This window comes from Nocardia sp. NPDC059229 (assembly GCF_042754165.1).
Taxonomy (GTDB): Bacteria; Actinomycetota; Actinomycetes; order Mycobacteriales; family Mycobacteriaceae; genus Nocardia.
In genome coordinates this window covers 157434-169544 of record NZ_JBHZAK010000018.1, presented here as the reverse complement: position 1 = coordinate 169544, position 12111 = coordinate 157434, and the positions used below count along the sequence as shown (strand labels likewise).

Genomic DNA, 12111 nt, shown 5'->3' with positions numbered 1-12111 from the left:
AACCTACCCACACCGAAGGTGTCATTGTCCGGATCCGCGGTCTCCATCTCGATCGGCTTACCGTTCGACATCATCGGCTTCGCCGCACCAAGGGCGACGTCACCGTCGGCCTCACGCTTGAAATAGATGTTCGGGAAGGCGGCGAATCGGTGCCACGCCACACCCCAGGTGACATTGCGGCCGACCAGCAGCAGGAAGGTCGCGCCGGAGACCAGCTTGATGAACGCGAAGATCGACACCATGATCACCGAGTCGGGCAGCAGCTTGGCCACCTGCTCGGTGAAGAAGTCGCTCCAGGTGTGGGATTCGTGGTAGGTGGCGATCTTGCCCGCCTTCACGAAGGTCATGCCCAGGCCCTCGACGAGGACGATCGCCTCGATGACGTACGCGGGTGCGAACCGGGAACCGCTGAACCGGGACAGCCGCTGCGGCACGCGCGGGTGATTCAGCTGGCGGATGACGATCAGCACCAGAATGCCGATCACCGTGCCGATGCCGAGGATCTCGTCCACCAGGTGGTAGATGCCCCAGGACCCGACGATGGGCCAGTGGAATTCGGGGTCGAAGATCTGGCCGTACGCCTCGAACCACAGGATGAACCCGGCGAGGAAGCCGATCATGACGAGCCAGTGGGCCCAGCCGACCGTGCGGAATTTGTTCATGCGCGTGTGCGCGAGGAATTCCACGATCATGGTCTTGAAGCGGGGGAAGAATGGCCGCCAGCGATCGGGTGCGGACTGCCCGACCATGACGGTGCGCGCGATGTTCCGCACACCTCCGATGAACGATGCCCAGCAGAAGACTGTGAACACCGCCCCAATCGTGCCCAGCGTCACTGTCAGGGCATTCATGTCGCGACCTCTCTTACGGTTCTACGAGCGTCTTGCGAGGCAGCCTGGTTCCGCCTCGAGTTGCTCGTATCCTAATGGACGGTAAGTTACCCGCCGGTAACTTAGCTGTCCAGGGTTTCCCACACCGTAAATCCCGGCAAATCGGTGCGGTAACCAAGGGCAGGCTTACTCGCGAAACGCGGTGTCCAGCAGAAAGAAACGGATCTCGCAAATCGTAGGGTGATCGACTAGGCTCTCGCTGTCCGACAGCTGTGCGCGTCTTCACATGCTCGGGGAGGACTCGTCCTAGCGCGTGGCATGGCCCGAGGGAAGCCGGGCCTCGCGTGGCGAAGAAGCGCACACATATACCTCATGACGGATTGGATACCAACCGAATGAAGCTTCGCAGTACCACTGCGGCTGCTGCCCTGGTCATCGGCGCAATGACCATCGGGATGACGACCGCCCACGCCGACGATGCTCCCGCACAGCCTGCTGGAATCAACTACTCCACCAAGCTGGTCGACGGCAAGACGATCGTCTCCACCTTGAAGAACGGCACCTTCGAGCTCGCCCAGCAGGACGGCGCGACGCCCGAGGACCCGAAGGTCACGGTGGTGAACGTCAAGGACCCGCAGGGCGCGACCGCCATCTCCTTCCCGCTGAAGTTCGACGCCGACGGCACCGACATCCCGGTGAAGTCCGAGGTCAAGGACGACGGCAAGGTGCTCGAGGTGGTTCCGGAGAAGCCGGAGGGCTACCAGCCCGGCACCACCGTGCTCGCCGCCAAGCCGATCGCCTCGGCGGACGAGAACCAGAAGGCGATGAGCAACTTCTCCACTCAGTTCGGCCTGGCCATCGGCATCGGCAGCTTCGTGGGCACGGCACTCGGCGCGATGATCGGCTGCGTCGTGACCATCGTGGCCGGCTGCGTTCCCGGCCTGGTGGCCGGCGCCGGCATCGGCGGCATCCTCGGCACCATCGCCGCGGGTGGCCCGACCCTGGTTGCCGCGGGCATCGGCCTGCTGCAGACCCTGCAGGCTCCGGACGGCACCACCCAGTGGGCCACGACCAGCAAGCCCGCTCAGGTCACCCAGAACTGAACCACCGCCGGGGTTTTCGAGCCTCGGCACGCTGAACCCGTTCGGCCCGCCTCGCTCGTCGCAGGCGGGCCGAACGCGTTGGCGGACCGACTCAGGCCGGTAGCTCCAGCCGGCCGTCGAACGACACCGTGTCGCGGCGGTGGGCGAACCGGGCGAAGGTGCGCTCGGTCATCACGTAGCTGCCGTCCTCGCGCACCAGAAGAACTGTGCTGCATCGGGTTCCGTGCACGGGATGATCGACGAAGCGCGCGGAGGCCGCGCGTTCGGCGAGAGGGTCCAGTCCGGTCTCCGGCAATTCGGAGGCGGCGGCGGGGGTGCGGTCGGCCAGGACGGCCAGATAGCTCTCGACATCGCCCGGATCGGCCGCGGCCACGGCGGCCAGCGCGCGCACGCCCTCGCGGACCTTGGGCCAGGCCGGATCATCGGTGCCGGTCGATACGCTGCCGTCGGGTTCGAGGGATCCCACGAGCGCATTGTTGGACAGGCCGTGGAAGCCCGGCGCGAGTTCGCGCGGGGTCCGGTCGCTCCGATTGCTGTGCCACCACAGCGTTTCCAGATCCGAGACCACCACGTTGTAGCCGTTGTAGTCGTCGGGCGCGGCCGCGACGCCGCGCACGAACTTCTCCGGCACCGGATCGCCGCGCAGGAAATCCATCAGCAGCGCGCCCCGGGAGCGGGCATCGGGGCGGAAGTCGCCGGGCCGGCGCACATTGGTGATCGTCGCGAAGCGGTGCCGATCGGACAGCAGACCCAGCCAGGTGCCCGGCACCGGCCCCGCCGCACCCAGATCCCGGCCCGCCAGCAGACCGGGCACCTCGTCCCAGGACCGCAGCGGTTCCGTTGGGCGGGTGAAGAATTCGTCCCGATTGGCGGCCAGGATCAACCGGTACTCCGGATGCGCCCGCCAGCCGAGCAACACCAAACACATAACCCCAGCATGCCCGACCGGGGCTCGCCGTGACCACGCCCGATCGCTCCCCGCCCGCTGCCGCCGCCGCCCCTGCGCTGCCACCCGAGGGCACCCGGGTACCCCGGAATGCGAAAAGGCCGGTAGCGGTTGGGCTACCGGCCTTTTCGAGGGTGCTGTGATCAGAGGGTGCGCACGCGCAGGCCCGGGTTGTCGGAGAGCACGGTGCTCACCGGCTGCGCGAACAGCTGCGGGGTGTTGCCGGTGATGAGACCGATCAGGTTCGGGATCTCGCAGACCGGGTAGTCGGCGACCGAGGAGGCGCTGGAAATGCCCAGGGCCAGGGTGCCGGTCACCAGCGGGCCGCCCGAATCACCGGGCAGGGCGCAGATATTGGCGGAGAACGACTGGGTGAGCATGCGGTCGCCGACCTGGACGGTCTGGTCGACGGCGTTCACCACGCCGCAGCTGAAGCCGGTGCGCGCACCCGACTTGCAGACCGGGGCGCCGACCACCGGCACGGCCACGCCGGTGATGTTGACCGGGGCCGCGCCCGGGACGTTCACCAGCGGGTTGGAGAAGGCGTCCCGGTACTGGTCGCTGATCCCGATGATCGAGTAGTCCTGGTTGCCCAGCACCGACTTCTGGAACACGCCGACCTGCGGGCCCAGGCTCTCGCCGCCGACCATCTGGTAGACGCCCGGCGAGTTGGCGCCGGGGGTGGCCGAGATGTTGGGGTTGCAGTGACCGGCGGTGATGTTCACGACATTGCCGTTGCCGTCGGTGCCGTTGAAGCCGAGCGAGCAGCGCAGCGACATGCGACCGGCCACCGAGGCGTAGGCCTGGCCGGCGGCCATGGTCTGCGGGCCGGCACCGGCGATGTCGGAAGCCTTCGGGACGTCCTGGCCCTCGCCGCCGACCGGCGGGGCGGTCATGACGATGACGCGGGCCGGGTCCACGAAGCCGGGCAGCGGCAGGTCGGGCTTGTCCACCCGCACCGCGATGCTGTTGTTCAGGGTGTCGACGGCCACGCCCCGGATGGCCTTGGACACGGACTCCGGCTGGTCCTTGAGCCACTGCTGGAAGGCGTTCTTCTCACCGCGCAGCGTGGTCTCGCTCTTGGCGACGTCCTTGGCGGTGAAGCCGGCGTCCGCCACGGCCTTGCGGGCCTGGTCCAGGGTGTCGCCGGGGGCCAGCGCCACGATGGCCTTACCGGTCTCGTCCAGCCAGGCGCCACCGAAGACGCCCGGGAACTGCCGCTGGGCGGTGGTGGCGAAGGTGGCCACCTTCTGCGCGGTGTCGGCGCGCTGCAGGTAGTCCTGCGGGGAGATCTTCAGGTCGCGGGTGATGGCGGTGACCAGCTCGGCCGGCAGATCCGGCGTCGCGGGGGTCGCGGGCTCCGCGTGCGCACTCGCCGCCAGGGGTCCGGCGACGAGCACAGTGGTGGCCGCGATCGCCGCAGTACGGACAAGGGACCGTGGGCGGCGGCCCACGGCAGGCATGGAGAAGCGCATACGTGGCAGGAGCATGGCCCCGACTATATGGTGTCGGGCCGGTTATGCCTACTTATTGCGAGATGACGTTTCGGTATTCGGCGGGCAAACAGCGGGCGTGTCTTAAACACGCGCAATGAGAGAGGTGTCCGATTTTCGCGGCCCGCCGGAAGGGGCCGCGAATCATCACGCGTTGGAACGCGTCCGGACCTGAATTCCGCTGCCGACGCCGCCGCCGGAATTGGCGTCGATTTCGGTGAGGATCGCGCGCACCGGGATGCCCAGCGACGCGGTACCACCATACTGCGCCAGCGCGGTATTGGCCTCGTTGCAGTTCGGCGCGTCGGCCGCATTCGAGCCGCTGGTGATGCCCAGCGCCAGCGTGCCGGTCACGATCGCGCCGCCGCTGTCGCCACCCAGGGTGCAGGCGCTGGAGGCGAAGCCGCGCACCGTCTTGGACTGGCCCTCGGCGGTGAACAACTGGGTCTCTACCCGGTCGGCCACCACGAAACCACAAGTGAAGGTGGAGGATTGGCCGGACTTGCAGACCGGCGCGCCGGTGATCGGGTCGGCCACCCCGGTGATGGTCAGGGTGGTGCCGTTGGCGCCGCGCACCGACGGCTGATCCATGCCGGCCCGCACCGCGTCGTCGTTCAGCTTGATGACCGAATAGTCGAGTGCGCTGCGGCCGCCCAGATTCGAGGAGACGAAGCTGCCGGCCTTCGGGCTCGACACCAGGTTTTTCACATTCGGAATGTAGACATCGGCGCTGGTGCCCTTGTCCACATTCGGATTGCAGTGTCCGGCACTGATGTTCAGGGCGTTTCCGGCGGAATCCACACTGTTGAAGCCGAACGAGCACACATCGACGCTGCGCAGCGACGAATCACTGAGCGCGGTCGGCGCGGTGATGTAGGTGTCACCGCCCATGGGGCGCCGTTCGACCGGCCCGCCGGAATCCGGGGACAGCATCACCTTGATATTCGCGATCAGCGTGGGCAGATTCAGCAAATGCCCGGCCGGGGTGTTCGCCACGCTGAGCACCAGCTGGCTGTTGAGGAAGTCGATGGCGACCGAGTTGATGGCATTGGACAGATCGCGCGGCAGGCTGGTGATCCACATGTTCAGCTGATCGGCCGAACTCTCGAGGTTGTCGGCGCTGATCGGGGCCAGCCGGGTCTGGTAGCCGTCGGCGGCGGCGATCTTGGCGGCATCGAGCGAGGTGACGGCCATGACCGGCTTGCCGTCGGTGCCCAGCCACGCGCCCGCGAAGTCGTCGGGACGCTGGCTGCGGAAAGTCGTTGCGTAGTCCCGCAATTGCTGGGCCTGGTTGGCCCGGTCCAGATATTCGGCGGGCGTCATCTTCAGATCGCGCTGGATGGCGGTGACCAGCTCGGCCGGAAGTTTGTCGGCGGCAAGCTGATCCGGGGACGCCGGGTCGGCGGTGGCGGTGCTGAGCAAGGGACCGATGAGGACGGTCGAGGCGAACGCGACAGTGGCTGCTCGAACCGTGGCGCGACGCGCCATGAACTTGCGCATGGAGTCCCTTCGTAAGTGCACCAGCAGACCGATGTCCCGGGCCCGGATCCGGTTACCTTCCGGAAGGTCGGTCAGCGCACCACTTTAGGGCATCAACCACCGAAGGGCTCTACGAAATCAACGCGGATTCTGTCCCCATGGATCCTGCAGCACCGGCGCTTGCGGCAGCTCGAAGGTCGGCACCGACGGATACTGGTAGATCGGCGGATACGGGCGTGTCGTCGTGGGCGGCGTGGTGTGCGGGGTGGGGCTCGGTGTGGTGGCCGGCGGGTCCGGCGTGGTCGTCGGCGGTGGCGGCGTGGTCGTGGGGTCCGAGGTGACCGGGACGTCCGCGGCATCGGCGGGCGGCGCGGCCGCGGTCGGATTGTCCGAACCGGTCGGCGGTAGCAGCGGCGGCGCCACCCCCGCGGTGGCCACCGGCTCCGAACGCACCTCGCCGCGCGGCGGGCCCGGGGTGGAGTCGTCGGTGCGCAACACGGCCGCCACCCCGACGCCACCGAGCAGCAAACCGATCAGGGCGGCCGCCGCGGCGATGATGTACGGGCCGCGGTTGGCGCGCGGCGCGTGGGTGACCGCGACCGCCGCGGTCGCGCGGGTGACGGCCGGCTCGGCGGTGGTGACGGCCGGGACCGCGGCCGAATACGCCTGGGCCAGTTCGGAGGACTTGAGCGCGGGCAGCACGTCGGTGACGTCGGCGGCGTTCTCGGTGGCCGCCGTGGCATCGGGCGGCGTGAGGCCGGCCGGGGTGGACAGCACCGCCGCCAGCGCCGCGCGGGCCGCGTTGTAGGCCAGGGTCTTCCCGGTCTCCGCGTCCGCCTGGGGTAGATCCCGCTCGCTGACCAGCACCACCGACTTCAGGCCCAGATAGTCCAGCGCCTCGCGCAGGGATCGCACGTGGGCGTCGGGCCAGCCGGTCGGGTGGGCCAGATAGAACTCGGCGGGACCGTTGAGATGTTCGGCGGCCTGACTGATCAGACAGAAGACCGCCGTGGCCATCAGGTCCTCGGCCCGGTACGCCTCACCGTCGTCCACCGCGAGCCCGGCCGGATCCCCGACCGCGCCCACGAAGCCCCGGATGGAATGGCTGTAGCCTTCCGGCGCGTCGCCGCCGAGCACGGCGTCGCCGTCCTCGGACATGTGCAGCACGGACTCGCGCACGGTGTAGTGCACCGGGAGTGTGGCGTCATCGCCTGTCACCACGGCAACGACGGATTCGTCGTCCGCGATCCGCAGGCCCACCCCAGTGGCCATCCTCTTCTACCTCGCTCGATGCGTCCGGGTGCTCTCCGCGCCGAGGTCAGACGAGGAGTGAACCGTGACCCATGGCGCGAAGCATTGACAATAGCTCCGAACGCGAGCCGGCACCGATTCGACGTCTCATCCGAGCCACGTGATGTTCCACGGTTTTGGCCGAAATGTAGAGCCGGGCCCCGATCTCCCGGTACGTCAACCCCAGTAGGACCAGTTCGGCCACCTCACGCTCGCGTTCGCTCAGCACGGTATCGGTGATCGGTTCCGGGCGTGGCTGCGGGGCCGCGGGCTCGGGCGCGCGCACCGGAGACTCCGGCGGCCGAGACTGCGCGCGCACCGTGCGCGCCAGCTTGAGCAGCGCGGTCGCGGTGGCGGAATCACCCGCCGCCAACGCGGCCTCACTGGCCAGCCGGGCCGCGTCCCAGCGCAGGCCGAGCCCGGCCAGCCGGGCCACCGCGCCCTCCACCTGCTCGCGCACCACCTGACCGCGCAGTACCAGCACCCAGGTGCGGCCCGCGTCCGCCAGTACCGCGGCCTGCGGATCACCCGCCGCGGCGGAGGTCTTGAGCCGATGGGCGTGCGGCAGCAGGGCTTCGGGGCTCTCCTGGGCGATCGCGGCCTGAATCGCGTACCAGTGGAAGGCATTCGACCAGGCGGGCGGCTCACCGAGCCGGCGCAGCAGGTCGTCGGCGCCGGTCACCAGGGCGGTCATCCGGGCCTCGTCACGCAGGCGGATGCCGGCCAGCCAGAGCTCGCCGATGGGCAGCAGCGCCAGCAGATCCGCTCCGACCTCGTCGAACAGCGGGAAGGCCTGCTGCCAGGCCATGGCCAGCGCCGCGTGATCGCCGCTGCGCCGGGCCAGGCCGACGATTACGCCGTGCGCGAGCAGCCGATCGCGCGGATCCAGTTCCGTCAGCCGGACTTCCGACATCAGGGTGGCCGCCGAATGTTCGTCGCCGCCCAGCATGGCGACCCACGCGCCCAGCACCAGGCTCTGCGGATCGCGGCTGGGGCCGCGGTCCTGGGTGCCCTGCCGCAGGGCGTCCGCGGCCCGGCGCGGATCGCCCATGCTCAGGCACAGCAGCACCGCGATCGACACCGCCGAGCACGGCAGGAAGCGATCGCCGCCGTCATCGGTGGGGGCCGGACCGGAGTGCGCGGCGTGGATGAGCGCGGACGCCGCCGTGACGGCCGCGCCGCGCCGCGCCTGCGCGGGGCTGGTGAAGCGCTGCACGGCAAGGGTTGTCGGCGCGATGGCCCGCATCTCGGCGGTGAAACCAGTCGGGGCCGAGCCGGCTCCGAAGGTATTCGCCGCGCTCGCAGCGGGTCTCGCCGGTGCGGTGTCGTCGGGGCGCGGCCGGTCGCCGATGGGCCGGGCCGCGGGGCTCGCGGCCCGGGCCGGTGCGCCGGTTCCGGCGGCCGGCGCGGCAAAAGTCCGGTGCGGCGGCGGGAATGGGGTGCCGCTGTGGCCGTTCCCGCGATCGGTGCGCGTTGCCGCGCTGAAATCGCCGGGGGCACTGGTCGATCCGATGGTGTCGAACAGGGCATTGGCGATCGAGGCCGCGCGCGCGGTGGCCTCGGTCGGCGGCCACTGGGCGGCATTGACCGACAGCGCCTGTGCGCCCCGGGCGTCACCGGACAGCGACAGCACCGTGGCGGCGACCGCCCAGTCCGGGCCGACCCGGGTCGGTCCGAGCCAGGTGTAGAGCTGGGCGGCCCGGCCGGCCAGGCCGCGCCGGGTCCACACACCGGCGCAGATGCGCACGGCGGCAGCCAGATCCGCGAGCGGGATCGCCGGATTGGCCAGCGTGGGTTCGGCCAGGCGCAGGGCGGTGTCGCCGTCCCCGGCCCGGGCGGCGGCATCGGCCCAGCGCACGGCCAGGGCCTCCGGATCCGCGCCGGCGGCGGCCGCGGCCGCATAGTGCCGGACCGCCTCGTCACCGGCGCGTTCGGCTGCGGCACACAGGAATTCGGCCAGCCGCTCGTCGCGGACGCCGGATTCGGCGAGCAGCAGCGCGGTGTGGTCGCGCAGCAGTCCGGCGTCCAGGCGCGCGTGCAGCAGGCGGCGGGCGACGGTCAGGAAGCGGCGGTCGCCGACCAGGGTGCGCAGCGGCGGGACGGCCGGGGCCAGCAGCAGATCGGCATCGGTGACCAGGGCGCTGCCCCGGGCCCGGTCCACCAGATCCTGGGCGGCGGGCGGGGCGACGTCGAGCACCTCGGTGAGTTCGCCGGTATCCAGGCCCGCGCCGATGGCCGCCACCACCAGGGCGTCCAGCAGATCCGGATCGGCGTCGTCGAGACGCGCTCGCGCCCAGGCCGTCACCGCCTGGTCCACCGCGGTCACGCCCGCGTCCAGGCGAGTGGCGCAGGCGGCGGTCAGCGCGGCCACCACACCGCCGTGGATGCCGCCGGTCTGGCGGTGGATGTGCTGGGCCAGCCCGCGCGGCACCATCATGCCCAGTTCGCGGGCGAACGGGGCGATCTCGGTGGCGCCCAGGGCGCGCAGATCGACCACCCGGCCGCGGCGGGCCACCAGATCGGTCAGGCCCCGCAGCCGGGGGTCGTGCGGGCGCGGGCGCAGCGCGATCACCACCGGGTACTCCCCGGATTCGGCTGCGGCGCACAGCAGGTCGAATTCGGCCGGGTTCAGCGCGTGGGCGTCGTCGACGATGAGGGCGCCGCGGGCGCGGCTGTTGCCGTCGGCGCGGCCCGGGGCCGACGCGCGCAACGCGTGCGCCGGATTGTCGGTGTGCGGTACGCCCCGGGCGCGCAACCGCGCTCGGAGGGCGCCCAGCAGGGTGGACTTTCCGGTGCCGGAGCGGCCCCGGACGAGGTAGAGCACCGAGGCGGAATCGTCGGAATCGAGGTCCCGGAAAATCTCACGGGCGCACGGGATGGAATCCAGTGCGACGGGGGTCATGCCTGTCACGAGGAACCAACTCTCAGCGGCCGGTGTGCGGAACGACCGGTGGAACGGCGTTGCCGAGCTGATCAACTGCATTGTTCAGTGCGCCCGTGGGGAGCGTCACGCTGGGGACCGTCGGCGGCTGGATCTGCGGCACCGTCGGCATCTGGACCGGTGGTTGTTGCTGCTGTTGCGGCGGCTGGGGGCTCGCCGGATTCTGTTGCGGCGCCGGGGTATCGGCCTGCGCGGCGGGGGTGGTCGGGTCGGCGGCGGCCGGTGCGGGGGCCGCGGCGCCGGTGGTGGCCGGGCTGCCCGGCTTGGCCGCGCCCGGCTGCGACGCGGGCTTGGTCGCGGAGACCGGGTTCCCGGCCGCCGGAGCCGGGGCGCCGGAGGTGGTGGCCCCGCCCGTCGGCGCCGGGGAATCGAGCGCCACGGCGGAGGTCGAGGGGGACTGTGTGCCCGCGGGATTCGCGGGCGTGGACTGTCCGCCGGTGCCCATGGCCAGGGTGCCGGTGGCGATGGCGGCCACCGCGACCGCGGCCGCGCCGATCACCGCGAGGCGCTTCCAGTGCCGGAAGCCGCCGGCGGATTCCTCGACCGGGAGGTCGGGCAGTAGCGGAATGCGCGGGGCCGCAGACGATTCCGCCATCAGTGCGGTATCGTCCGCCGCCGCTCGGCCGGAATCGCCGCCGGGGCCCGGTGGTTCGGGGTCCGCGGGCCCGGCCGGGGAGCCGGATCGGGGCCGCTGGGGGAGCCCGGCCGCGGGGCGGCCGGGTGCGAGGGCCCGGCCGCCGTCGGCCTCGGCGAGGCCCAGGCCGCCGACCGCGATCGCCGGATGCGCCTCGGTGTCGGTGGTGTCGGCGAGCAGGTCGGCGGCCAGCAAGGCGGCGCCGTGCGCGCTGAGGTGGGCCGGGTCGGCGGCGGCCGCGACCGGGATGCCGAATTCGGTGGACAGCAGTTCGGTTACCAGCGGGATGCTCGCGCCGCCACCGATGACCAGAAAGCCGTCCAGATCGGCCGCGGTGAGTCCGGCCCGGCGCAGGGCCTCACGGGCCAGATCGATCGAACCGAGGAGCGGACCCCGCAGCAGTTCCTCGATATCGTCGCGAACCAGTCGTACGTCCACTTCGGCCAGGGCGGGCAAACGCACGGGCACCATGGTGGCGGTATTTGTGGATAGAGTTTCTTTCGCAATTTTGCAGCGAACGCGGAGCGCCGCTAATTCTTTTTCCACCAAAGGGTCGAAAGGATCGAAATCCTTTTCGCCGACCGCATGGGCGAGCACGAAACGCATTGTCAGCAGATCGAATTCCGACCCGGCCACCTCGGTGGTCCGTACCGGTTCGCCCAGCAGGCCCGACATGGCCCCCGTGCGCGCCACCGAAACCGTCAGGCCGGTGGCCCCCAGGTCGTACACCACCATCGCGCCGTCGTGGCTGGACTCGTGCACCTCCTGCAGCCAGCGCATGGCCGCCGTCGGCTCCGGGACCAGGGCCACCGCGTCCAGGCCGGCCGCGTCCAGGGCGTTCCGCTGCACCTCCACGGTGTGCTGCGACCACCAGACCGGGTAGCTGGCGACCGTGGCCGCGGCCGGGCCCGTGCCGTCCACCGCGCGGCCGATGGCCGCCGCCACCAGGTCGGCGGCGCGGACCGCGGATCCGTCCCGGGTTCTGATGTCCACGGGATCCCCGACCCGGGCCAGAAAACTGTCCGGAACCTCCGGCTCGGCGCCCAGCACGCTGGGCCGCGTATGTACTGTGTGTTGTCCCCCCGAAGTCGTCACGGCAACCGTATTCGACGACCCGACGGTGATGCCGAGCGCCAGCCCCTGACTCATTCGAGTTCCCCTGTCATTACCCAACGCGCGACCGGTGGATCGCGTGCCGAAAGCTCTTCGGTCCGATTTGTACGAAAAATCTCGGGTTAGGCCGCGTGGCCCACCCCGCCTGTCGGTAGCTGAGGGGATCCCGTTACCGATTCCCCCGCAGGTTTGGGGAAATTCCCCTAATGTTCGCCTGCCCCCGTAGGTGACCGCTGTGGAACTTGGGGGAGTTCACCCCGTTACGCGTAACGAGATGCCTTC

The 12111-nt window shown here is 70.4% G+C and carries 7 protein-coding genes and 1 pseudogene; 1 reads left to right on the top strand and 7 read right to left on the bottom strand.

Annotated features, from left to right (window positions below; genetic code table 11):
* Positions 1-851, bottom strand: a pseudogene (locus tag ACFXHE_RS33665) (Fe-S oxidoreductase); the annotation flags it as partial.
* A gap of 374 nt (positions 852-1225) precedes the next feature.
* Between ACFXHE_RS33665 and ACFXHE_RS33660 the strand changes: the two are divergent.
* Complete coding sequence (locus ACFXHE_RS33660) at positions 1226-1933, top strand: hypothetical protein (protein ID WP_379388705.1); 708 nt, start codon at positions 1226-1228, stop codon at positions 1931-1933.
* Between the two features lie 91 nt (positions 1934-2024).
* On the opposite strand, the gene ACFXHE_RS33655 is transcribed toward ACFXHE_RS33660, so the two are convergent.
* From ACFXHE_RS33655 to ACFXHE_RS33630, 6 genes are all read right to left on the bottom strand, one after another.
* Positions 2025-2861 (bottom strand): NRDE family protein, encoded by an 837-nt coding sequence (locus tag ACFXHE_RS33655; RefSeq protein WP_379388704.1) that lies wholly within the window; start codon positions 2859-2861, stop codon positions 2025-2027.
* Between the two features lie 161 nt (positions 2862-3022).
* Positions 3023-4369, bottom strand: a complete 1347-nt coding sequence (locus tag ACFXHE_RS33650; RefSeq protein WP_379388703.1) for a S1 family peptidase — start codon at positions 4367-4369, stop codon at positions 3023-3025.
* Positions 4370-4519: 150 nt separating this feature from the next.
* Positions 4520-5872 carry a S1 family peptidase gene (locus ACFXHE_RS33645; RefSeq protein WP_364620021.1) on the bottom strand — a complete coding sequence of 451 codons (1353 nt, stop codon included), beginning with the start codon at positions 5870-5872 and terminating at the stop codon, positions 4520-4522.
* Between the two features lie 117 nt (positions 5873-5989).
* Positions 5990-7123, bottom strand: a complete 1134-nt coding sequence (locus ACFXHE_RS33640; RefSeq protein WP_379388702.1) for a hypothetical protein — start codon at positions 7121-7123, stop codon at positions 5990-5992.
* 46 nt (positions 7124-7169) lie between these two features.
* Positions 7170-10043, bottom strand: a complete 2874-nt coding sequence (locus ACFXHE_RS33635) for a LuxR C-terminal-related transcriptional regulator (protein WP_379388701.1) — start codon at positions 10041-10043, stop codon at positions 7170-7172.
* A 22-nt stretch (positions 10044-10065) separates the two neighbouring features.
* Positions 10066-11865, bottom strand: coding sequence for an Hsp70 family protein (locus tag ACFXHE_RS33630; protein WP_379388700.1), 1800 nt, complete (start codon positions 11863-11865; stop codon positions 10066-10068).
* Positions 11866-12111: the final 246 nt, after the last annotated feature.

Coding starts and splice junctions, on each gene's coding strand:
- ACFXHE_RS33650 (WP_379388703.1), bottom strand. CDS start 4,369: ATGCTCCTGCCACGTATGCGCTTCTCCATGCCTGCCGTGGGCCGCCGC.
- ACFXHE_RS33660 (WP_379388705.1), top strand. CDS start 1,226: ATGAAGCTTCGCAGTACCACTGCGGCTGCTGCCCTGGTCATCGGCGCA.
- ACFXHE_RS33640 (WP_379388702.1), bottom strand. CDS start 7,123: ATGGCCACTGGGGTGGGCCTGCGGATCGCGGACGACGAATCCGTCGTT.
- ACFXHE_RS33635 (WP_379388701.1), bottom strand. CDS start 10,043: ATGACCCCCGTCGCACTGGATTCCATCCCGTGCGCCCGTGAGATTTTC.
- ACFXHE_RS33645 (WP_364620021.1), bottom strand. CDS start 5,872: ATGCGCAAGTTCATGGCGCGTCGCGCCACGGTTCGAGCAGCCACTGTC.
- ACFXHE_RS33655 (WP_379388704.1), bottom strand. CDS start 2,861: ATGTGTTTGGTGTTGCTCGGCTGGCGGGCGCATCCGGAGTACCGGTTG.
- ACFXHE_RS33630 (WP_379388700.1), bottom strand. CDS start 11,865: ATGAGTCAGGGGCTGGCGCTCGGCATCACCGTCGGGTCGTCGAATACG.